Annotated in this window: 17 protein-coding genes; 8 read left to right on the forward strand and 9 right to left on the reverse strand. The window is 65.8% G+C overall.

Features of this window, described 5'->3' with window-relative positions; translation table 11 throughout:
* The 5 genes from P409_RS04985 to P409_RS05000 form a co-directional block, all read right to left on the reverse strand.
* On the reverse strand, window positions 1-486 hold a 486-nt coding region (locus tag P409_RS04985), incomplete at its 3' end, for a hypothetical protein (protein WP_034832526.1).
* A gap of 283 nt (window positions 487-769) precedes the next feature.
* Window positions 770-1,306, reverse strand: coding sequence for a hypothetical protein (locus tag P409_RS37765; RefSeq protein ID WP_152613247.1), 537 nt, complete (start codon window positions 1,304-1,306; stop codon window positions 770-772).
* Window positions 1,303-5,970 carry an RHS repeat-associated core domain-containing protein gene (locus P409_RS04990; RefSeq protein ID WP_152613248.1) on the reverse strand — a complete coding sequence of 1,556 codons (4,668 nt, stop codon included), beginning with the start codon at window positions 5,968-5,970 and terminating at the stop codon, window positions 1,303-1,305. Before P409_RS04990 ends, P409_RS37765 begins: the two co-directional genes overlap by 4 nt.
* Window positions 5,971-6,743: 773 nt before the next feature.
* Window positions 6,744-7,949 (reverse strand): MFS transporter, encoded by a 1,206-nt coding sequence (locus P409_RS04995; RefSeq protein ID WP_152613249.1) that lies wholly within the window; start codon window positions 7,947-7,949, stop codon window positions 6,744-6,746.
* Window positions 7,950-8,108: 159 nt separating this feature from the next.
* Window positions 8,109-9,335 carry an ROK family transcriptional regulator gene (locus P409_RS05000; RefSeq protein ID WP_034832528.1) on the reverse strand — a complete coding sequence of 409 codons (1,227 nt, stop codon included), beginning with the start codon at window positions 9,333-9,335 and terminating at the stop codon, window positions 8,109-8,111.
* Between the two features lie 173 nt (window positions 9,336-9,508).
* Here P409_RS05000 and P409_RS05005 point away from each other — a divergent pair, with 173 nt between their 5' ends.
* The 6 genes from P409_RS05005 to P409_RS05030 are packed head-to-tail and all read left to right on the forward strand — an operon-like array spanning window position 9,509 to window position 15,924.
* Window positions 9,509-10,609 carry a substrate-binding domain-containing protein gene (locus tag P409_RS05005; RefSeq protein ID WP_052120049.1) on the forward strand — a complete coding sequence of 367 codons (1,101 nt, stop codon included), beginning with the start codon at window positions 9,509-9,511 and terminating at the stop codon, window positions 10,607-10,609.
* A gap of 10 nt (window positions 10,610-10,619) precedes the next feature.
* Window positions 10,620-11,720, forward strand: coding sequence for a substrate-binding domain-containing protein (locus tag P409_RS05010; protein WP_081991278.1), 1,101 nt, complete (start codon window positions 10,620-10,622; stop codon window positions 11,718-11,720).
* A 22-nt stretch (window positions 11,721-11,742) separates the two neighbouring features.
* Entirely contained in the window at window positions 11,743-12,699 is a 957-nt protein-coding gene (locus tag P409_RS05015; RefSeq protein WP_034832529.1) for an ABC transporter permease, read from the forward strand.
* Entirely contained in the window at window positions 12,696-13,463 is a 768-nt protein-coding gene (locus P409_RS05020) for an ATP-binding cassette domain-containing protein (protein WP_034832531.1), read from the forward strand. Before P409_RS05015 ends, P409_RS05020 begins: the two co-directional genes overlap by 4 nt.
* A 14-nt stretch (window positions 13,464-13,477) precedes the next feature.
* Window positions 13,478-14,671 (forward strand): alanine racemase, encoded by a 1,194-nt coding sequence (locus P409_RS05025; protein WP_034832533.1) that lies wholly within the window; start codon window positions 13,478-13,480, stop codon window positions 14,669-14,671.
* Window positions 14,671-15,924, forward strand: coding sequence for a M20 family metallopeptidase (locus P409_RS05030; protein WP_034832534.1), 1,254 nt, complete (start codon window positions 14,671-14,673; stop codon window positions 15,922-15,924). Before P409_RS05025 ends, P409_RS05030 begins: the two co-directional genes overlap by 1 nt.
* A 349-nt stretch (window positions 15,925-16,273) precedes the next feature.
* Here the strand turns inward: P409_RS05030 and P409_RS05035 are convergent, their stop codons facing one another.
* Window positions 16,274-17,170, reverse strand: a complete 897-nt coding sequence (locus P409_RS05035; protein ID WP_034832548.1) for a LysR family transcriptional regulator — start codon at window positions 17,168-17,170, stop codon at window positions 16,274-16,276.
* A gap of 285 nt (window positions 17,171-17,455) precedes the next feature.
* On the opposite strand from P409_RS05035, the gene P409_RS05040 reads away from it, so the two are divergent.
* Both P409_RS05040 and P409_RS05045 read left to right on the forward strand, forming a co-directional pair.
* A complete protein-coding gene (locus tag P409_RS05040; RefSeq protein ID WP_034832537.1) occupies window positions 17,456-18,190 on the forward strand; it encodes an SDR family NAD(P)-dependent oxidoreductase in 735 nt (244 codons plus the stop codon).
* Window positions 18,191-18,393: 203 nt separating this feature from the next.
* Complete coding sequence (locus P409_RS05045; RefSeq protein ID WP_034832539.1) at window positions 18,394-18,996, forward strand: NADPH-dependent F420 reductase; 603 nt, start codon at window positions 18,394-18,396, stop codon at window positions 18,994-18,996.
* Between the two features lie 980 nt (window positions 18,997-19,976).
* Here P409_RS05045 and P409_RS05050 read toward each other — a convergent pair.
* The 3 genes from P409_RS05050 to P409_RS05060 form a co-directional block, all read right to left on the reverse strand.
* Window positions 19,977-20,819: an N-acyl homoserine lactonase family protein gene (locus P409_RS05050; protein WP_034832541.1), complete on the reverse strand. Its 843-nt coding sequence runs from the start codon at window positions 20,817-20,819 to the stop codon at window positions 19,977-19,979.
* A gap of 9 nt (window positions 20,820-20,828) precedes the next feature.
* Window positions 20,829-21,824: an ABC transporter permease gene (locus tag P409_RS05055; protein WP_034832542.1), complete on the reverse strand. Its 996-nt coding sequence runs from the start codon at window positions 21,822-21,824 to the stop codon at window positions 20,829-20,831.
* Window positions 21,821-22,250: ATP-binding cassette domain-containing protein (locus tag P409_RS05060; protein WP_034832544.1), on the reverse strand; the 430-nt coding region annotated here is incomplete at its 5' end. The genes P409_RS05060 and P409_RS05055, both read right to left, overlap by 4 nt.

The following is a 22,250-nucleotide window of genomic DNA, read 5'->3' on the forward strand; positions in this document are numbered from 1 at the left end:
GGCGACAGGGACGCCGAGATCGGCCAGGCTGCGCCGGGCCGGCTCGATCGCGGTATCGGGCATCACGGTCAGCTCGACCTCGATCTTGCGCCCGCCCTCGGTGCGGCGCAGCACCTGCGCGGCGAGCCACACCCGATCGCCCGGCCACGGCATCAGCCGGTCCATCTCGCGGCGCAGCAGTTGCGGCAGGGACGACGCCGCCGCGACCGGCAGGGAGATCTCGCGGGACAATCCGGCGTCACCGGGAAAGCGCAGCACTACCGGCCAATGGCGGTTCCGCGCGGCCCAGTCCACGAGGCCGCGGACCGAGATGCCGATCTCCACCACCCAGCCATTGTCGGTCGGCCTCGCCACCGGCAGCCGGTGACGCAGGCCGATGGTCCCCGTCAGTCGCTCGGGCAGCAGGTCCGCCAACGCGCCGAACCACCAGGACAGGAAGCGGGCGGCGGAGCGGCGGAATTGGAGGAGGGACGACGGCTTAGACATAATTCGATTGGATCTTATGCAAGAACCGGCGCAAAGGGTGCGCTTTCTGTCGAATGATGGCTTCAGCGGAAAGAATCACGCCAATACGTGCTAGGCGCAGACGAATTCCGTGAAAATGCAATACGACAGTAATCCCGCTCTCGGAGAGCGACGCGATGATTCTTCACTCTATGATCGCGGTCCCGCATCAGCGCGACTGAGCAGCGACGCCCACCTGTCGGCCACGATAACTATATTGCATTTATTCGTAATCCCCGCCTTATCAGCACGGATAAGCGCCGCACTAAACTTTTCGAAAATCAAGCCCCCTTAAACCGCCTTTACTCCACGACTCCAAAAACGCCTGCGTCACAAACGTTGGACTAACATCAAGATCAGAAATTTTAAAAGCAACAATATCTCTAATCAAATCATTTCTAAATACAGGCCTCCAAATTGCCATAATTCTGCCATCATCAAACCAGGAAATATCAGATCTTTCTGTATCGAGAATATTGCCCACGATTGGGGGTTTTAGAAAAAAAAGGTCAATTCCATCACAATCAAATCTCAAAAACTCAGCGTCTAGGTTAGGAATTTCCTCAAGGCGTTCACAGGCTTCCTTTCGAAAAATCAACGCACTGGAGGACAACCATGGCGAATCCGACTCCTTTAACTTTTTCCGTTTGTCTACATTTACGAACCTCATCGTCGGCGGCTTCCATCCTTTGAGGCTGCCATTTCCGCCAATTGCCTTGTTTATAAGGGCAAAGCCAGACGGATCAATCGGCTGACAGAGCTGATATCCATCAACGCCGACCGGCTCGTAAACGACTGTCATGGAAAGGTTCCATTCTGTAGGCGACGACCAATCTCTACAAGGGCTCTCACAACATCCTGCGGATTGCGAACGTTCGACATGATGTTGTTCACGGCATTGAAATAGGCATTATTGTGAAGCGTCGAGTGTACAGCTGCTCCTGCTGGGTTTGGCGCACTTAGATTTGCCGGGAGTCGAGCACCGTTGACAGCACTATTAATACCGATACCTTGCTCCTGCAAGACCGCTCGCGCTGGTGCGGCCGCTGGTGCCGAGCCCGCCACGATATGATGGTTGGCCGAGCCAGGCGCTGGCGGCACTCCTGCTTCGTCCATTGCCTTTCCGAGGACACGAGATGAAGGCTTAACTGTGTCCGGAATTATATCCGGAACTTCATCTCGCATCTGCGGTCCAGAGTATCCTTTTGGATAATTGTCTTGCAATTGCTGCTGACGCATTTGTTGTTGTATTCGCGCCAACCGCGGAGTTGGGGTTGCCACGGCGCCCATCTGGTTCGCCACATTGCCCACAAGTTTTTGTTCGGCAACTTGTACCTCTCCGCTTCCCGCTCGCTCCCGATCTATGCGATCGATCTGGTCCTGATTTAGATTTTCAGTATTAACGCTCCCGCTCGGATCTCCCGGAGCATGTCCACTTGGATCACTCTTATTAACGGGATCATTGAATGAGTATGCGTACCGGTTGGTCCCCACCCCCTCCTTCGTCGGATCCCACCAGTCCGGCGAGACGAACCGGGCGATCTCGGGGTCGTAGTAGCGGGCGTTGAGATAGACCAGGCCGATCTCGGGGTCCTCGCGCTCGCCGATATAGCCCTTGGTCTCCTCCGTCGTCGCGCCCGCCACCGACGTCCGCGTCCGGTCACCGTAGGGCGTGTAGGTCGAGGACTCCTCGACCGCCCCGGCGGCGGTCGTCACCAGCCGCACCGTGTTCAGCCCGTCCCGGTGCAGGTAGAAGGTCTTGGCCGCCGTGCCCTCGCCCACCCGCTTGACGTCGGCATGCGGGTATTTCGTCCAGGTGATCGTGTTGGACCACCCGCCCGTCCCGCACATCGGCTCCACCGTCCGCTCCAGATCCGGGCCGAAGGAGTAGACCTTGGCGACCGACGTCGCCCCCAGGCAGGTCGCGGCCGTCGTGGTCTCCTTCAGCCAGCGCGAACCGTCCGGGCCGTAGGACAGCGTCGTCACCCGGCCGTTCAGCGCGATCGTCTTCGGCCGGTTCTCCGCATCCCAGGTGAAGACCCGGGAGGCGCTTCCCTCCTCCTGCACGTTGCTCAGGAGGTTGCCGGCATCGTCCCAACCATAGGCGCGGCCGCCGATGCTGATCGGCGCATGCACCCGTGGGGACAGGGCACCGGCCGGGTAGACATAGGCCCCGGACGGACCCGTCAGCATCCGTCCGGCCAGGTCGTAGGCGAAGTCCTCGTCCCGCGCATTGGTGCCGGCATCCGCTTTGGTCAGCCGGTACAGCCCGTCATAGGTGTAGGTCCAGCTCTCCGCCGCGCCGCCGAAGGACAGGCTGGTCGTGGTGATCAACCCGTTCCTGATCTCGCGGCCGTAGCTGGCAGCCCCCAGCACCGTCGAGCCCCGCTTGATCGAACGGCTGACGAGCCAGAGGCGATCGGGGTTGTAGGTGTTGGCGGTGACGACCCCGTTGCCGTACTGGGTCTCCAGCGGCTGGCCCGAGGCGTCGTAGGTGATCGAGTCGATCAGGCCCGGGATCGATTTCAGGTGGCCGGCCGCGTCATAGGTGAACGGACTGCCGGTGCTGCCGACCTTGCCGACGGTGTCGCCGGCGGCCGTGCCGTCCGGCAGCGTCCGGCCCAGCACCCGGCCGCCGGCGTCGTATGCCGTCGTGGCCGTGAAGGTCCCGGTGGCCGGGGTGCCCGTGCACAGGGTGCCCTGCTGGAAGACCGTCCAGCGCTGCCGGATCACCCGGCCGGCCACGTCGTAATCCGCGCAAAGCCGGCCGAAGGCATTCACCTGGCGCACCAGCTGGCCCTTGTTCGCGGTGCCCGCCTCGCCGCCATCATAGACATAGTCGGTGACCTCACCGCCGCTCGCCGGATCGGTTGCCAGGCGGGCGCGCTTGCGGGTCACCCGGCTGAGCGCGTCATAGGTGAAGGTGATCTCGGAGTTGCGGGCATCCTTCTGCCGCACCAGGCGGCTGGCCGCGTCGTACTGGTAGGTCGAATATCCGAGATCCGGATCCGACACGGAGATCCGGCGCCCCAGCGTGTCGTAGCGGTACGTCCAGGTCGCGCCGATCGGGTCGGTGATGCCGACCAGCTGGTCGGCGGCGTCCCAGCGATACACCGTGACTGCAGGCGTGTCGGCGGTCAGCCAGCGGCTCTCCTTCACCGTCCGGCCGAACGCGTCGCGGTAATTCGTTATCTTGTTCCCGGCCGGGTCGGTCACCCGGACCCAGTCGAAGGATTCGGTGCCGCTGTCGAACCCGTACTCCGTCACATAGGCCTGCGGCCGTTCCGCGGTCGCGTCCGGCATGATCCTGGCGATCTGCCGGTCCAGCGCATCGACCCGATAGGTCGTGCGCGGCGCGACGGTTGAGGACGTGTAGTACGGCGCCGACTCGCGGATCAGATTGCCGCGGCCGTCATACTCCTTGTCGACGACGATGGTCTTGCCGTCCGGGCCGTCCGCATAGAGTTGCCGAATGCGGCCGAACCCGTCGAAGCGTTGCCGGCTGCTGATGAAGTCCTGGCCAGCCGGGCCGGGCCGGCGGCTTTCGATCTTCTGCGACCCGGGCGAGCCGATGTCCCAGTACAGCCACTCCTCATAGTCGTTGCCGGGCTTGCTGAGACGAACCGGACGGCAGAACTGGTCGTAGGTCCAGGTCGAGACCTGGCCGTTCACGTCCGTGGCCGTCCAAGGCTTCAGGCACCTGGGGTGAACCTTGGCCTTGGTGACATGCGGCGCGACCGACCCGAGGCGCCGGGCCACCTGTTTCGGATAGAGGTGGAAGGTCTCGTCGTACCAGGTCTCGGTGAGGATCTCCTGCGTGCCCACGGTCTGGGCCTCGGCGGTCACGTTGCCCCAGCCGTCATAGGTGAAGCGCCGTGTCGCCCAACCGCCGCCTGTTCCGAGCAGCCCGCGCATCTCGGCCGTCAGGTTGCCCTTGACGGGCGGCGTCCGGTAGTCCTCGCGGCCGTCATAGAGGAACAGCATCTGGCGATAGACCACATTGCCGGCCATCAACACCGTGTTGTACGGCCGGTCGACGATGTAGGGGCCCTCCGCGCCGATCGCGATGTTGAACCCGGTCAGCGTGACGCGGTCGTCCGCGGCATCCGCCGTCGAGTTGGGATCGTGGTGTCCGAGCTCCTTCAGCTGGACCACATTGCCCCAGAGGTCGAAGCTTCGCTCGGTCCGCTTGAAGCGAGCGTTGCCTTGGTAGAAGAGGACGTCCGTGCTCGATGCGTTGACGGATCGATAGGGGAGGCTTGAGGACTCCGCATAGGTCTCGCGCTCCTCCCGCAACAGCGTCGTCTGGTTGCTGGGGCCAGCGTAGTAGCGGATGGTCTTGACCTTGCCCGCGGAGGCCAGGCTCTGCTTGAACTCGTACTCGACGCCCGGCCGGTTCAGGTTCCCGGTGGAGGTCGCCGGCCGTACGACGAACGCCTTGCCGAAGCCGAGGAATCGCCGCTCGCTGGCATCCCAGCGGCCGCCGGTGTAGCTGAACGTCGTCTGCGCCTGCGGCCCGACGCCGTCCCATTGCTTCACGGAGCGGACGGTCTGCTGCACGAAGGGCAGATTGATGTTCTTGAACCGCGAGCTGGATGACGGGGTGTAGGCGATCCAGGTTTGGCCGCCGATCGGGTTCTTGCTCCAGACCAGCAGGTCGGGAATTGGCGAGGGCATCTGCGCGGTCTGGACCGGCGAATACATGATCGTCAGGGTGACGCCGAATTTACGGGCGACGTCGGCCTTGCCGTCGCCGTTGAAGTCGGCGACCGCCTCGACATCGCCCCAGTCATACCGCCCCTGCCACTCCCAGCGGCCGTCGCGCGACAGCAGGATCACCGCATGGCGATTGGAGCGCGGAAAGGTGTCGTCATACAGATTGCTGACCAGGATGTCGGCGCGCCCGTCACCGTCGAAGTCGCCGGCGAAGAGGCCGCATCCATCGTCGCCGCAAATGGTGTTGTAGAGCTTGTATGAGCCATGCACGACGAGCTTGTTGCCGTAGGAAAAGGCGCTCTGAAGTGTTGCGCTCCTTGTGTCCACCAGGTTGGCCAGGTCAGTGGCGCCATCGCCGTTGAAGTCGCCCTGCGTGCCGGCAAACCTCCAACCGCTGCCCATCACATTGTTTGCGGTCTTGTCGAGGGAGAAGCGGCTACCCGACCGATGCTCATAGGCGGCCGAGCCGGTGCTGCCGATTGTGCCCGTGGAGACGACGAGCTCCTGGCGTCCGTTGCCGTTCAGATCGGGAGCCGCGATAACCTGAGCGTCGTCGACGTCATGGGCTACCGAGTCGAAGGCAGCGCCATTCCAGTACCAGATCCTTCTCTTGTCGAAGTTGTGGACGCGGTCGATCTCGCCGTTGATGACAAAATCCACCTTGCCGTCGCCGTCGATATCCGCCAGAGCAACGTCCTTCCCGTCTACTCGATCCTTCGGATCACAGACGCGATTGTCAGGATTGCGCAATATTTCACCTCCTGGCGCGGATCGTCAATATTGAATAGAACTTTTGGCGCATCGCGAACACACTTTGGCGCAAAATGCATTATTTGCAAAATTCTTAAGATATTCTCCGTGCAGCGATTGCTGATTATACGACGACTTGCGCGGACGGACCGGATCGGCTAATGGATGGGCTCAGTGGAGATGACGGAGTCGCTGCGTCGCCTGTCCTTCACCGGCACTTGTGTCTCTGCGACTCCTCTGGCCGTCATTCAGCGTTAGTCCTTCTCGCAGCCAGGATGTTGACCACCGCAGTCACTGGTGATGTTGTCGGCACAGGCTGGTCGAACCACATCCTCAAGCAGCCGCCCTGCGCATCGTATTCATCAGGTGTGAGCCGCGGAGTGGATGTAGGCCAAGGCTCTTATGCCAAGCGAGGCATAAGAACCATTGTTCGGAGTTGGCCTTTTGGTGTGGAGCGGCGCGCGGACAGTGCGGCATTCAGCAGTGACGGCAGCCAACAGGACTTCGCGTAATTCTCTCCCACGCGCGGCGCTCCATCGACGCTTGGAAGGGCGAGCGCGCAGCCTTCGCTCCGAACATCGTCGCGGGTCGACGCAATATATCTGGAACCGGGAATAGCGCGAGGCCCGATTGTCCGATGCCCTATATATCCGCCAGGCGGCTGCTCGCTTGTAAGCAGCATTGCGGAGGAATTCGAAACGCAGCGCCTCTTTCTCGCCGCTGTCATCATGAGGCGATAATCGAGATCTTATGAGGCCATCCCCGGACGGCATCTAATCCATATGCACCGAGACGGCCGGCCCGCCTTTGGCGTTGGGCTTGCGCAGCAGGAGCAAAAGCGGAATCGACGTGATCGCCAGCACCATCAGCAGCTTGAAGTCGTCGACATAGGCGATCAGCGAAGCCTGCTGATTGACGATCTGGTCCAGGATGGCCCGGCCGGTCACGGTGTCCGGGGACATCATGTCCGGCAGCTGCCGCACCGCCGGACTGAAGGCGTTGACGTGCTCGCTCAGCAGTTGGTGGTTCACCTGGGTGTTGCGCGTGAGGAGTGCGGTGGTGACCGAGATGCCGATCGAGCTGCCGAGATTGCGCGACACGCTGTAGATGCCGGCGCCCTCGTCGAGATACAGCCGCGGCAGGGTCGAGAAGGCCATGGTCGAGAGCGGCACGAATACGAACCCCAGCCCGGCGCCCTGTACCAGCCCGTCGAGCATGAACTCGGTCTGCGAGATGTCGGCGTTGTAGCCCGTCATTCGCCACAGCGAGACGACGATCATGATCAACCCAGCCAGCAGCAGCAGGCGGGTGTCGGCCTTTCCGACCAGCCGGCCGACCATCATCATCGCCATCATGGTGCCGACGCCACGCGGGCCCATCACCAGCCCGGCCGTCACCACCGGATAGCCCAGCACGTTCTGCAGGAACGGCGTCGAAAGCGACATGACGGCATAGTAGATCGAGCCCACGACAGAGATGACGACGACCGCGATCACGAAATTGCGGTCGATAAACAGTCGTGGCCGGACGAAAGGAAACTCCGCCGTCAACATGTGCACGATGAACATGTAGAAGCCGAGTACCGCCAAGGTCAATTCGATGATGATCTCGAGCGAGTTGAACCAGTCCTGGTCCTGGCCGCGGTCGAGCATCATCTGCAACGCGCCGATGCCGAGGCTGAGCAGGCCGAAGCCGAGCCAGTCGAAGCGCTTCGACTCCTGACGTCCCGTGTTCGGCATGAACAGCAGGATGCCGGCCAGAGCCAGGGCGCCGATCGGAATTCGTGAGGATGGACCAGCCTTAGGGTCTCGATCGCGCCATATCCGGACATCGAGTTCGCGCCTTGACAGCGGACATGGATGAAGTACCGCGGAATCCCGGCGTTCTCGAATCGACCGGCTCGACCGAGGCGCCCGAAAGCGGCCGTCGTGCTCGACGTCGAAGAGCGGACAAGGCCCAAGGCGCACCTTTGCGGACAAGAGCTGCGCGCGAGGAGCGGTCAGCGAATCGCAATATGAGCTGGCTCCGGGCCGCGAGCTTAGCTTTGATGACGGAGTGGCACTCGCTTTCGCGACACCTGCGCTGAGCCGTGCATCGCGAGGCTCGCCGACTGTGCGCGCCGAGGCTAGGTAGGGTCGCTATGACAATGCGTTGCTGATTCGGAGCCGTACCGCCGTCGGCTTTTCGGGCGCACTTCCGAGCGGAACGTAGCTCGGGTTCAGGGTGCGAAACAGCGGCAATACCGCGGCGCCCCGGGCGGCGGCGTCGCGGCCGAGCGTCGCCCGCATCAGTCGCGGCCACCGTCGGTGCCGGCCGGAGCCAAGTGAACGGTAGAGTGGCTGCACCCGCTCGGACAGCCGCTCCAAGAGCCAATCCGGCGCGTCGCCCCCGAGGAGGATCGCCTCCGGGTCGAAGATGTTCTCTAGCATGTTGAGGCCCATCCGCAACGGCTCGACGGCATCGTCGAGCCAGCGCCCGAGACGCGGGTCGTCCGGCCCGATCTCGCGGTCGAACGCCTCGATCGACTGCAGCGACAGCCCCTGCCCCGCCAGGTCGCGGAAGGCGGCGTTGAGCGAGACATAGGCCTCGAGGCACCCGCGGTTGCCGCATTCGCAAAGCCGGCCGCCGGGCTGCACGATGACATGGCCGAACTCGCCGGCATTGCCGGCGGCACCGGAGAAGGGCCGGCCGTCGATCATCATGCCGGCACCCAGGCCGATGCCGAGGAAGACGTAGACGAAGGTCGAGAGCGACCGCGCCGCGCCATACAGCCACTCGGCGCTGGCAGCGGCAGTGGCGTCGTTCTCCAGCGACACCGGCAGGCCGACCGCGGCCTCCAGGTCGGCGGCGATGGTCAGGCCGTCCCAGCCGGGCAGGCTGGTCGGCCCCAGCCCCTCGACCTCGAACGGCCCAGGCATCACCAGCCCGACGCCGAGCAGTTGGTCCCTGGCGATGCCGGACTCGGCGATGATGGCGTCGACCTGCTGCTGCAGCCGCGGCACCGCCTGGTCGGGGCTGGGCGTATCGATCGGCTGCACCGCGCGCCGGCGCACCTGGCCCGCCAGATCCGCGAGGACCGCCACCAGCCGGCCACGGTCGAGCTGCAGGCCGATGGTGCAGCCGCCATCCGGATTGATCGCCAGCTGGATCGACGGCTTGCCGACCCCGGCGACCTTGCGCCCCTCCGGCCGCAGCAGCCCGGCCTCGTACAGCTCATCGGCGAGATTGACCACCGTCTGCTTCGACAGCCCCGTCAGGCGCGCGATATCGGCCCGGGACAGCGGCCCATGCAGGCGCACGGCATCGAACACGACCCAGAGATTGATCAGCTTGGCCTGCTCGATATTGGTCGCCTTCAACAGCATGGCCGTCCCCCAGTTCACCGGCGAGACTAGGCGCCGCATATTTATAAGTCAAATTGATAGCCTAATTGACGGACCGGGCGCGGACGCGCATTGTTGAGACGACCCGATCGGATTGCCCGCCCCAGTTTCAGGAACGCGGCGGTCGAAACCGGGACAAGAACGGGGAGAGCACCATGAGACGCACCCTGGCCCTGGCGGCGCTGCTGGCCGCCTTTGCCCCCGCCGCCACCGGCCTGACGGAAGAACCCTTCTACAAGGACAAGCTGGCGCTGGATCTGTCGGCGCCCCTGCCCGGCCCGGACGGCAGCGCGCCGACCCCGGCCAAGGATCTGAGCCTGAGCGACGCCGAGATCGGCACGCTGAAATCCGGTGGGCACAAGGCGGCGCTGCTGTGGCATGGCGGCGGCGACTGGGTGAACGCCGTCACCGCCGGCGCCAAGGCGCGCTTCGCCGAGCTGGGGATCGAGGTCGTCGCCACCGCCGACGCGCAATACGACCCGGCGAAGCAGGCCAACGACATCGAGACCGCGATGGCGCTGAGCCCGGACGTGATCCTGACCCTGATCCTCGATCCGGTGCAGGGCGCGGCGGCGCTCAAGCCGGCGGTGGCGAAGGGCGTCACCACCGTGCTGCTGAGCAACCCGGTGCAGGGCTTCACCGCCGGCAAGGACTATGTCGGCATCGTCACCGACGACATCGCCGCGATGGGCACGGCCGCGGCCGGCCTGATGAACGACGCGCTGGGCGGCAAGGGCGCGGTCGGCTTCATCTATCACGACGCCAAATACTTCATCACCAACGGCCGCGACAACGCCTTCCGGGCGACACTTGAGCAGAAGTACCCCGGCCTGGTGATCGTCGACGCCAAGGGCTTCACCGCTGAGCCGCAGACCTTCGACCTGGCCTCGGCGATGATCCAGCAGCACCCGGAGATCAAGGGCATTTATGTCGCCTGGGACGTGGCAGCGGAGGGCGTGGTCGAGGCGCTGCGCGCCGCCGGCCGCACCGATGTGAAGGTAGTGACCTACGACCTCGGCGCCAACAACGCGCTCGACATGGCCAAGGGCGGATCGATGTACGGCACCGTCGCCGACCAGCCCTACGAGATCGGCCGGGCGATGGCGACGCTGGCCGGCTATGGCCTGCTGAAGAAGCCGGCCCCGGCCTTCAACGCCGTCGGCCTAGTCGCCGTGACCAAGGCCAACCTGGCTCAGGGCTGGGAAGGGTCGCTGAAGCGGCCGCTCCCTGACGCCGTCGCCGGCGCGCTGAAGTGAGGGGCATGCGATGAGACGCAGCCTCGCCGCGGCCGCGCTGGCCGCCGTCGCCCTGGCCACGCTTCCGGCCGCAGCGCAGAAGCCCTTCTACGACACGCCCAGCAGCTTCGACCTGGGCAAACCCGAGACCGGACCGAACGGCGAGCCGGCGACGCCGGCCGGCCAGATCGGCCTGACGCCCGAGGAGATCGCCAAGGTCCAGGCCGGGCATTACAGCGCGGCCCTGCTCTGGGCCGGGTCGGGCGAATGGTACAACGCCCTCTCCGCCGGGGCCGAGGACAAGCTCAAGGAGCTCGGCATCAGCGTCGTCGCGCGCGCCGATGCGCAGTTCGATCCGGCGAAGCAGACCAGCGACGTGGAGACGGCGCTGGCCCTGAAGCCGAGCGCGATCCTGACCCTGATCGTCGACCCGGTGGCCGGGGCCGAGGCCTTTCGCCGGGCCAACGCGGCCGGGGTCAAGCTGGTGCTGGCCGACAACGGCGCCCAGGGCTTCGTCGCCGGCAAGGACTATGTCGGCATCGTCACCGGCGACCATATCGGCATGGGCCGCGCCGCGGCGCAGCTGATGAACGACGCGCTGGGCGGCAAGGGTGCGGTCGGCTTCATCTATCACGATGCCCAGTTCTTCGTGACCAACAACCGCGACGGCGCCTTCCGGGCGACGCTGGAGAAGGAGTATCCCGGCCTGATCATCGTCGACGCCAAGGGCTTCACGGCGGAGCCGCAGACCTTCGACATCGCCTCGGCGATGATCCAACAGCATCCGGAGATCAAGGGCATCTACGTCGCCTGGGACGTGGCGGCGGAGGGCGTGGTCGAGGCGCTGCGCGCCGCCGGCCGCACCGACATCAGGATCGTCACCCACGATCTTGGCGCCAACAATGCGCTGGACATGGCCAAGAGCGGATCGATGTTCGGCACCGTCGCCGATATGCCCTATGAGGTCGGCCAGGCCATGGCGGTGCTGGCGGCCTATGGCCTCTTGGGCAAGACGGCGCCGCCCTTCTCCACCGTCGGACTGGTGAAGGCGACCAAGGCCAATCTCGGCGCCGCCTGGGAGCAGTCCCTGCACAAGCCGCTGCCCGACACCGTCAAGGCCGCTCTGCAGTAGTCGCCGGAGAACAGGAGTCCCCATGTCCACCGCCGTCGCCAGGCTGTTCCGGGGCGGGCAGCTCAGCGCCTTCGTCGTCTATATCGGTTTCGTGGCGATCCTCGCCTTCTTCGCGGTCGCCTTGTCCGATCGGGGCTTCCTGACGCCCGAGAACATGATGACGATCATCCGGCAGACCACGCCGGTGACGATCATGGCGGTGGGAATGACCTTCGCGCTCTGCGCCGGCCAGATCGACCTGTCGGTCGGCGCCACCGTGGCCCTGGCAGCGCTGATCACCGCCGTGGTGATGCGCGAGACCGGGATGGCCCTGGCGATCCCGGCCGGCCTTCTCTGCGGCGCGCTGATCGGGGTGGTCAACGGCCTCCTGACCGTGACGCTGCGCATCCCGGCACTGCTGGTCACGCTCGGCACCATGGGGATCATCACCGGCATCGCCCGGGTGCTGACCAACCTGGAATCGGTACCGATCACCAGCGACGCCTATACCTTCGTCTTCGGCTCCGGCGATATCGGCCCGGTCTCGGTGCTGTTCGTCTGGACACTGGTCGCGCTGGTGGTCGGCCATCTGGCGCTGAACAACACCGCCTATGGTCGCCGGGTGCTGGCCACGGGCGGCGAGGTGCAGGCGGCCCGCGCCGCCGGCATCAGCACAGTGCGGGTGACCATCGGCGTCTTCGTCGTCACCGGCATGACCGCGGCCCTGGCCGGCATGCTGTATGCCGGCCGGCTGCACGGCGCCCGCTATACGCTGGGCGAGACCGACCTCCTGACCGTCATCGCCGCGGTGGTGATCGGCGGCACCAGCCTGTTCGGCGGCAAGGGTTCGGTGCTGGGCGCCGTGGTCGGGTCCTGGCTGCTGGGCGTGCTGAACAACGGGCTGATCCTGATGGGGTTCAGCGTGTCCGACCAGATGATCGCGCGCGGCGTGATCCTGATCCTGGCCGTCGCCATCAGCCTGCGGGAGACCCGGCAATGACTGACGATGTTCCGGCGCTCGAGGTCCGCGGCCTGTCGAAGCATTTCGGCCCGGTCGAGGCGCTGTCCGATGTCGACCTAGCGGTCCGGCGTGGCGAGGTGCTGGCCCTGCTAGGGGACAACGGTGCCGGCAAGACCACGCTGACGCGCTGCATCAGCGGCCTGTACCGCGCCACCGCCGGTACCGTGCTGGTCGACGGCAAGGAGGTGCAGATCGCGACGCCGCAGGACGCCCGCGACTGCGGCATCGAAACGGTGCATCAGGGCCTGGCCCTGGTCGGCAAGATGGATGTTGCCGCCAACCTGTTCCTGCATCGCGAGATGGTCCACCCGAACCCGCTGCTGAAGGCGCTGGGCTGGCTCGACAAACGGGCCATGGCGGCGGAGGCGACGCGGATCCTGGAGAAGTTGAAGGTCCGCGTGCCCCCGTCCGGCGTGCCGATCGAGCGGCTGTCCGGCGGCCAGCGCCAGGCCGTCGCCATCGGCCGCGCCGTCGGCTGGGGCAAGCACATCGTGATCCTGGACGAGCCGACCGCCGCTCTGGGCGTCGAGCAGTCCAGGCATGTCAACGAGCTGATCCTGACGCTGAAATCACAGGGCGTCGCCGTGCTGCTGATCAGCCACAACATGCAGCACGTCATCGAGACCTGCGACCGCGCGGTGGTGCTGCGCCACGGACGCAAGGTCGGCGATGTCCGCATTCCCGACGTCACCGCCCGCGACCTCGTCGACCTCATCACCGGCGCCGTCCGCGCCGCCGCCTGACCGGGACCCCGCCGATGTTTCTCAACGCCCTCGTCGCCAAGAACCGCGCCTTCGTCGAGGTCGCGGTGACGCTGCACCAATCCGGCGCGGTGCCGGCCAATTCCTATCTCCTCGACCTCGACACCATGCGCGCCAATGCGGCGGCGCTGGCGGCGACAGCCGGAAGGCTGGGCCTGACCGTCTATGCCATGACCAAGCAGTTCGGCCGCAACCCGCCGGCGCTGGATGCCATCCGGGCCGGCGGCATCGACCGCTTCGTCGCCGTCGACATGGCCTGCGCCCGGCCGATCCACCGGTCCCGCCACAAGCTCGGCCATCTCGGCCACCTGTCGCAGGTGCCGCGCGGCGAGGCGCGCGAGGGCGCCCGGATGCGGCCGGAGATCTGGACCGTGTTCAATGCCGAGAAGGCGGCGGAGGCAGCCGATGCCGCCGCGGCGGAGGGCCATGTGCAGGACCTGGTCGCCCGCGTCTTCGCCCAGGGCGACCGCTTCTATGACGGCCATGAGGGTGGCTTCGCGGCGGAGGAGATCGAGCGCGTGGCCGACCTGCTGGACGAGCGGCCGGGCGGCCGCTTCGCCGGCATCACCAGCTTCCCGGCCCTGCTGTTCGACGAGGCCAGCGGCGCGGTGACGCCGACGCCGAACCTGCGCACGCTGGAGGCCACGGCGAAACGGGTGGCGGCGACCGGGCGCAAGGACCCGGTGATCAATACCCCCGGCACCAACTCCGCCGCGGTGATGCAGGTGCTGGCCGATGCCGGCGCCACCCAGGTGGAACCGGGCCACGCCCTGACTGGCACCACGCCGCTGCACGCCATCCGCGACCTGCCGGAGAACCCGGCGATGATATATCTCACCGAGATCTCGCACATCCACCAGGGCACGCCCTTCTGCTTCGGCGGCGGCCTCTATGTCGACCCGGTGTTCAAGGACTATCCGGTCAAGGCGCTGGTCGGCGGCGACGCCGACACGGCGCTGCGCCAGGCGGTGCCCGCAACCATCCCGGCGCCGGCGATGATCGATTATTACGGCAAGCTGCATCCCGAGGCCGGGCGGACGGTGCGGGTCGGCGATACGGTGATCTACGGTTTCCGTGCCCAGGCCTTCGTCCGCCGGGCCTATATCGTCCCGATCGAGGGCATCCACGGTGGCACACCGCAGGTCCGCGGCATCTGGACCCCCGAGGGCCGCGAGGCGGTGTTCACCTGATGGCCGGCGATCTCCACACCCGCATCCGCGCCGCGATCGACGCCGACGAAGCGGTCGGCTTGCTGCAGCGCGCCATCCGCACCCCCAGCGTCACCGGCACCGAGGCGGCGTTCGGGGCGTTGGTGGCCGACGAGCTGCGGCGCCTGGGCTGCGAGGACGTCACGGTCGAGGACTGCCTGCCCGGCCGCCCGGTGGTCTGGGGCGTGCGCAGAGGCAAGGGGCGAGGCCCGCGGCTGATGGTGCTGGGCCATCTCGACACCGTGCATGTCCGCGGCTGGGCGGAGCACTGGGCCGGCGATGCGCGGCAGGACCCGTTCTCCGCCGTGATCGTCGACGGCGAGATCTGGGGCCGCGGCTCAGGCGACCTGAAGGCGGGGATCTGCACCGGCCTGTCGGCCCTGGCCACGCTGGACCGCGCCGGTTGCGTGCTGGACGGCGACGTCGTCTTCGTGTTCATCGCCGACGAGGAGAGCGGCGAGCCGGGCACGGGCGTCTCGGCCGGGATCAAGGCCGTGGTGCCGAAGATCCAGCGCGGCGAGATCCCGAATGCCGATTTCGCCATCTATGTCGAGCCGACCCGGCTGGCCGTCTTCCCGGCTCAGATCGGCTTCTTCATCACCGAGATCACGGTCACCGGCCGCTCCGCCTATTTCGGCATGCCGGAGAAGGGCGTCGACGCATTGAAGGCCGGCCATGCCATCCTGTCCGCCCTCTGGTGCCACTCGGCCGAGCTGGAAAGCCACGGGATCCACGAGCTGATCGGGCGCGGCTTCCTGCTGGTCACCGGCATGGAGGCCGGCGGCTACATCGCGGTGCCGGAACGCTGCAGCCTGAGCCTGATCCGCAAGCTGCGCCCCGGAGAGGATCTCGGCCGGGCGAAGGAGGAGCTGGAGGCGGTGATCCGCGGCGCCGTGACCGACCCCGAGGTGACGGTCGACATCGCCTTCCCGGCCGGGCGCGACCACCCGGTCGGCGGCATGCCTTTCGAGACCGACGCGGCCGCGGCCCCCGTCGTGCTGCTGCAGGAGGCGGTTCGCGCGGCGATGCCAGGCCGCGGCGGAATCGAGGGCGCGCCCTTCTGGTCGGAGGGGTCCTTCACCGCGAACCAGTTGGGCATCCCGACGGTCTATTGCGCCCCCGGCGACATTTCGAACTGCCACACCTTCCAGGAGCGGGTGCCGGTCGCGGAGTATCTGGCCGGGGTGGAGGCCTTCGCCCTGTTCATGGCGCGCTTCTGCAGCTGGAAGGGCTAGGCGACAGCCTTGGAGGGATGGTCCTCACTAGCCGGAGCCGGTCTCGTTGGCGGAGAAATGCATCTGGCGCCTTGGTGTGACTGTGGTCTGCAGCCAATCTGTGCCAACAGCGCCAAATCCGGCTGTTGCGCTGACGCCCCGAAACCGGTCGTCCCCTAAACCCGTCGGCTCCCGCCCCTTCACGGCCTGCCTCAGCCGGGCTGAGTTCCGGTAACCGGACGTTGACCGGCCCTCCCCAAAGCGGACACGACTGCATGCGGCCCGGTTGCGGAAGCTACGCCGATGCGCGTTGGACGGCTGCTCTTTTCATCCTTGTCCACTTCAAGCGTCGCCGATGACCTGCCGCGCGTCAGTCGCGCGATACGGACAGCCCCTCGAGAAGCGGAGCGTACGCGGCCAGCCTGCGGGATACGAACTCTGTGAAGAGCCGCACGCGCTTCGTCTTGCGTGTCTCCCCCTGTGTGAGAAGCCAGAGCGTTCCGTGCGTGTGCAGGTCGGTGCCCGGCACCCTCGCCAGCAGGGGGTCGGCATCTCCGACGAAGCACGGCAGTGTCGTGATCCCGAGCCCTTGCCGTACTGCAGCGATCTGCGCCTCGCCGTCCGTGGTCCTGAACGGAACCCCCGTGGTGCGAACCTCACCCTCGCCGGCCCAGTCTGGGATTCCATGGACGCTGATGACGATCCACCGGATGGGGTCATGCATGCCCGCGTGCCACGCGGCCAGTCGATCGCGGGACATGTAGACGCCTCCGAACACCTCCGGTCCCTTCAGGCCGTGAAGATTGGGCGGCAGGGTTTTGCGGTCATAGACGACGCGGATCGCGACGTCGGCCTCCCGGTTGGTCAGATTTGCCAGCTCGCCGGACGACAGGATTTCCATCTCGATGTCCGGATGAAGACGCGCGAAATCGGCGAAGTCCGGCATGAGCAGGTGCGTTGCGAGGGGCGGCGCCAGCGTCACCCGCAGAAGCCCGCGCACGCTCTGGTCGCGGCCGAAGACGCGCGTCTCCAGCTGGTGCGACGACGCTTCCATCTGGGCCGCGAGCTCGAGGACCTCCTCCCCCGCAGCCGTAAGGCGGTAGCCCGAAGGCAGCTTCTCGAACATGTGCGCCCCGAGCCGTTCCTCGAGCTGGGCGACGCGTCGCAGCACGGTCGAGTGGTTCACCCCGAGGCGCTGAGCGGCGGCCCGCACCGAGCCTCCGCGCGCGACGGCAAGAAAGTAGCGAACATCATCCCAGTCGATCATGGTGCAATCCAGCACCGCGGGGTGCGCCTTCCAAAGCGCATGTCCGACACCATCAAACAGCATCTCGTATATGGGCAGCACTGGCGGTGATCATAGCCCATGCCGAGGAGCGCGGCCCAATCCCGAACGGCGAACACCGATCGTCGTGGCTGTCGTCAGCCGTCCAGCCGGATCGATTTCGCACCACCGATGTGCGTGCTTCCGCACTCAACGCCTGACTCCGGCGGGCCCATCTCGAGGTCTCGGGGACCTCCCCGATCGGCAAAGAGGAGTTTGAAGGAAGTCATGGGAAAGCTTGAGGGTAAGGTCGCCGTCATCACGGGCGGATCTAGCGGCATGGCGCTGGCGAGCGCCAAGCGGTTCGTTGAAGAAGGCGCTTATGTCTTCATCACGGGCCGGAGGCAGGAGGCGCTGGACGAGGCCGTCAAGGTGATCGGCCGGAACGTGACCGGCGTGCGCGGCGACGCGGCCAATCTCGACGACCTCGACCGCCTGTTCGACACGGTCAAGCGGGCAAAGGGCAGGATCGACGTCCTGTATGCGAGCGCCGGTACGGGCGAAGGCGTCCCACTGGGCGAGATTACCGAACAACACTTCGATACGACCTTCAACCTGAATGCGCGCGGCACGCTGTTTACGGTCCAGAAGGCGTTGCCGCTGTTCAACGATGGCGGATCGATCTTCATGACCGGGTCGGTTGCTTCGATCAAAGGTTTTCCTGGTTACAGCGTGTATGCGGCGAGCAAGGCGACACTGCACGCATTCGCACGCGGGTGGCTCAACGAACTCAAGGGCAGGAATATCCGGGTGAACGTGCTGCACCCGGGGCCGATCGCCACGCCGATGCAGGACCAGGTCCTCACCGAGGAGGCGAAGCAAATGTTCGAATCCCTGATCCCGCGGGGAAAGATGGGTCGTTCTGAGGAAATTGCGGCGGTCGCGCTGTTTCTTGCTTCAGACGATTCGAGCTTCGTGAATGGGGTGGAGTTGTCTGTCGACGGCGGCTTCTCGGCCATCTGAATTCGCGCCGGATCGCGGGAAGCGGCTGACCGGCGGGAACCAGCGTGTCCATGGTGGAACGACTTCCGCGCGGCCGGGCCGACCGTCCAGGCGGAAGTCGTTCACGGAATGACCTCTACTCGAAGGTCGCCACTCAGCGGAGCGGATAACCCAGCGCTTCTGGAGGCCGGGGAAGCAATATCAACACGGATCGGAGAAGCATTGTGAGCTATGCGATTGTAGGATTCGGCGCGGTAGGCCAGGCCCTCGCCCGCGCCTTCGCCCGTAGGAACATCATGGTGACCGTCGCGAGCCGCCGGCGGCCCGAGGCGCTGGCGCCGCAGGCTCGGGCGATTGGCCCCACGGTCGTCGCCAAGTCGCTGCGGGATGCAGTCGGGGCCGACACGATCATCCTGGCGGTCCCGTTCTGGGAGCACCGCGAGGTTGCGAAGGCCCTGCCGAGCTGGGAAGGCAAGACGGTCATCGACGCCACGAACACGTTTGGAGTTCCCCCGGAAGAGCTGGACGGCCTCCCGTCCTCCGCTTTCGTCGCGAAGGCGTTCACCGGCGCCAGGTTCGTGAAAGGTTTCAATCACCTGGTTGCGGCCACCTTGGCTGCCGACCCGGTTGTCGAGGGCGGCCACCGGGTCGTCTTCCTGTCGAGTGACGACGAGGACGCAACCGTTCCCGTGGCGGCCTTGGCCAAACAACTCGGATTCGCACCCGTCAAGCTGGGAAAGCTCAACGAGGGTGGCGCGCTGGTGCACGCACGTGGTCGCGCTTGGGGCCAGTTGATCTTCCAGGATTTGTTCAAGAAGGAGCAGTAACCACTTTCAGAGGTGCTGCTTCCCCGGGCGCCAGCCATGAGCGTCCACGTGGGCTTAGTCGTAATGCGAGGTCTGGAAGTGGCGAGGCTTCGACGTCCCCTTTCCCCCAGCCAAATTTCAGAAGGTCGGCTTAACAGAAAGCGGCCCTCGCGCGCCATCTCCCGTTCAAGGCCTTTGCACACAGCCTGCCCCCCCCCTGCGGGGTCAGCCCTGCCGCCGCTCCGGAGTCTCAACGACGGCCGGGCCAGCCGGCGAGAGGGCGCCACAAGCGGCCGCGACGCCAGCGCCTCAGAACCGGACATTGTCCGATCGAGGCCAATCAGCCAGTTTGCGCCCAGTCAAGCGCCGCTCATAGTGGATCCACTCGCGACCGATTGAGTGGGCCGCAATGGAACAGCTTCGAGCGCTCGATCAACGGATAGTTTGCGGCCTCGAGAGGGTTGGCGCTGAACCGTCCTTTGCTCGTGAACATCTCTGGCTGACTTTCTACCTGGCAGGCTCTGAACATGGGCTGGCGAAGGTAGCCGGGAGCCTTGCCGCCCAAGGGTGGAGCAGTGTCGGAGGGTGGGAAACCGCCTTCATCTATCCCAAGAGGCAGGTCCGGAAGGCTGCCCCAGAGATCCTTCAGGTAGCCTACGACGTCGAAGAGCTTTGCCACCCTCACGGCGTGAAGATCCTACAGATCGATGCGGATACGAGCCCTAACGTGGACCAGTCGACGTTCGTCTGCCTCTTTCGCTCTCCACCTTAGATCGCCATCAGCGCCTTCGGCGCGCTGCCTCTGGCTCCGGCGCGCCATGAGGAGACGTCGTTTGGGCCTCCGAAAGCGGACATCATGTGAATCCGTAGAATTTGGCACCGTCTCGACCGAACGGGCGTCAGGCGGCTCTCCGGGAACCGGTCTCGGCCATATCGTCTCTGGCGGATACGGCGACAGCCGCCTCGCCATCCGCCGAGCGGAGGGCCGGTCCGGCAGCTGCCTAGCCGGCCTTGACGATCCGGAAGCCCTCGATCTCCTTCACCACCGGCAGGCCGCTCCAGCGCTCGCTGTCGTGCAGGATGATCAGGCGGCTCATGTCGCCGTCGATGGCGTCGTTGATGCGGTCGATGGTCTTCAGCTGCTCCCAGACGCTGCCGACGCCGTTCGCCAGGGGCACATAGACGCCATCATGGTTGTGGCCGCAGATGTTGCTTGCCGCATAGATGCAGTCGCCTGAAATGACGAGGCGACCGCGGGAGGTCTCCAGGATGACGAATTGCTGGCCCAGTGTGTGGCCCTCACCCAGACGCAGATGCAGACCGGGCAGGATGTCGTCGCGGTCGCCGTCCACCAAGTGCAGCCGGTGCTCGACCGACGCGTCGAAGGCGCGACGCAGGTCGTCCGGGTTGATGATCTGGGTCAGGAAGCCGAAGCGCGGCGGCAGGGCCATGGCCTCGATCCAACTCAGGATCTCCCGCTTTTGCACATAGATCTGCGCGTTCGGGAACTTGCCGATCGATCCCATATGGTCGAAATGGGCGTGGCTCAGCACGATGTCGGTGACGGCTTCGGGTGCCACGTCCAGCTCGGCCAGCATGCGCAGCGGCGAGATCCAGTGCGGGATGCCGAAGCGCACGCTCATCTCCTCGCCGCTGCCCTCCTTCATGAAGCCGGTGTCGACCAGGACGGTCCGGCCCGGCTGTCGCGCCAGCACGAAGGAGAACGGCAGATCGACAACGCCCTCGTCATGGGTGCCGTGGACCAGGCTGGCCACCGGCTGGTCCTTGGACCGGGCAAACTCGACGATATGGACGTCCCAGAGCGGGGCCGATGCAGATGACATGCCGGAACCTCAACTTTCCGCGATGGTCCGGCCCAGGCTGGACAGCCCGACCGCGACGATGAGAATGGCGCCCTGGAGGACGTATTGGGAGTAGGTCGGCGCGCCGAAGATGTTCAGCCCGTTGAAGCCGAAGGCAATGATCAGGGCGCCGATCATGGTGCCCAGCACGTGGAACTCGCCATCGCGCAGCGTGGCGGAGCCGAGGAACACCGCGGCGAAGGCGGTCAGCAGATAGCTGTCGGCCGCGCTGGTGGTGCCGCTGCCGAGGCGGGAGGCGAGAAGGATACCGGTCAATGCCGCGCAGACCCCGGAGACGACGAAGCCGAGGATCTTGATGCGGTCGACATTGATGCCGGCCAGTCGGGCCGCTGCCGGATTGCCGCCGACGGCCTGAATCTCCTGCCCCAGCGCCGTGCGCTCGACCAGGACCCACAGCCCCCCCAGGACCAGCGCCATCACCACGATGTTGTTCGGTATGCCGAACAGCCATCGCCCGAGCGAAAGCTCGAGGAAGGCGTCCGGCACGCCCGAGACGATCGGGACGCCAGCGGAATAGGCGAAGGACAGGCCGGTGAGGATGGTACCGACGCCCAGCGTGGCGATCACCGAATTGACCTTGATCTTGGTCACGATCAGCCCGTTGATCAGCCCGATCAGCGCCCCGAGCGCCAGGACGATCAGGATGGCGACCGGGATCGGCAGGTCGCTGGCGACGATCAGCCCCGTGACCAGCACGCCGTGCAGGCTGGCGGCGAAGCCGATCGAGAGGTCCAGTTCGCCCACCACCACGGCCAGCGTCAGCCCACCCGCGATGATCATCGCCAGCGAGGCCTGGTTCAGCACGTTGGTGAAGTTGTTGACGGTGGGAAAGGCGCGCGGGGAGAGAAGCGAGAAGGCCAGCACCATCGCCAGCAGGCCGATGATGGTCGCATAGCGCGCGAACAGGCCGAGGGCCAGCCTGGACTGCGGCGACAAGCGGCGGCTCGCCACGGCGGTGTGCGTCATCCGATTCTCCTGCCGGCGGCCGCGGCATCGCCGGCGGCATAGCTGGCCTCGATGATGGAATTGCGGGTGATCGACGGCCCCGTCAACTCCCGCACGATGCGGCCCTCGGCCATCACCAACACGCGGTCGCAGAGGTCGGGCAGCTCGTCCGGCTCCGACGAGATCACCAGGATCGACATGCCTCGGGCGGCCAGGTCGCGCAGCAGGCGATGGATCTCGCCGCGCGAGCCGATGTCGACGCCGCGCGTCGGCTCGTCCAGGATCAGGACCTTGGGGCCGCGCAGCAGCCAGCGGCCGATCACGACCTTCTGCTGGTTGCCGCCGCTCAGCCGCCCCACCGGCGTCTCGATGCTGCGGGTCTTGACGGCGAGGTCGCGGACGATCTCCAGCGACGACGCCTCGCGCCGCCGGTGGCTGATCAGCGGC

It is taken from the genome of Inquilinus limosus MP06 (assembly GCF_000767795.1).
Taxonomy (GTDB): Bacteria; Pseudomonadota; Alphaproteobacteria; order DSM-16000; family Inquilinaceae; genus Inquilinus; species Inquilinus limosus_E.

Bases quoted from the DNA above. Each gene is read 5' to 3' on its own strand.
- P409_RS37765 (WP_152613247.1), bottom strand. From the start codon at position 1,306: ATGACAGTCGTTTACGAGCCGGTCGGCGTTGATGGATATCAGCTCTGT.
- P409_RS05050 (WP_034832541.1), bottom strand. From the start codon at position 20,819: ATGTCATCTGCATCGGCCCCGCTCTGGGACGTCCATATCGTCGAGTTT.
- P409_RS05005 (WP_052120049.1), top strand. From the start codon at position 9,509: ATGAGACGCACCCTGGCCCTGGCGGCGCTGCTGGCCGCCTTTGCCCCC.
- P409_RS05040 (WP_034832537.1), top strand. From the start codon at position 17,456: ATGGGAAAGCTTGAGGGTAAGGTCGCCGTCATCACGGGCGGATCTAGC.
- P409_RS05000 (WP_034832528.1), bottom strand. From the start codon at position 9,335: ATGCTGTTGAAGGCGACCAATATCGAGCAGGCCAAGCTGATCAATCTC.
- P409_RS05030 (WP_034832534.1), top strand. From the start codon at position 14,671: ATGGCCGGCGATCTCCACACCCGCATCCGCGCCGCGATCGACGCCGAC.
- P409_RS05020 (WP_034832531.1), top strand. From the start codon at position 12,696: ATGACTGACGATGTTCCGGCGCTCGAGGTCCGCGGCCTGTCGAAGCAT.
- P409_RS05035 (WP_034832548.1), bottom strand. From the start codon at position 17,170: ATGATCGACTGGGATGATGTTCGCTACTTTCTTGCCGTCGCGCGCGGA.
- P409_RS05015 (WP_034832529.1), top strand. From the start codon at position 11,743: ATGTCCACCGCCGTCGCCAGGCTGTTCCGGGGCGGGCAGCTCAGCGCC.
- P409_RS05010 (WP_081991278.1), top strand. From the start codon at position 10,620: ATGAGACGCAGCCTCGCCGCGGCCGCGCTGGCCGCCGTCGCCCTGGCC.
- P409_RS05025 (WP_034832533.1), top strand. From the start codon at position 13,478: ATGTTTCTCAACGCCCTCGTCGCCAAGAACCGCGCCTTCGTCGAGGTC.
- P409_RS05055 (WP_034832542.1), bottom strand. From the start codon at position 21,824: ATGACGCACACCGCCGTGGCGAGCCGCCGCTTGTCGCCGCAGTCCAGG.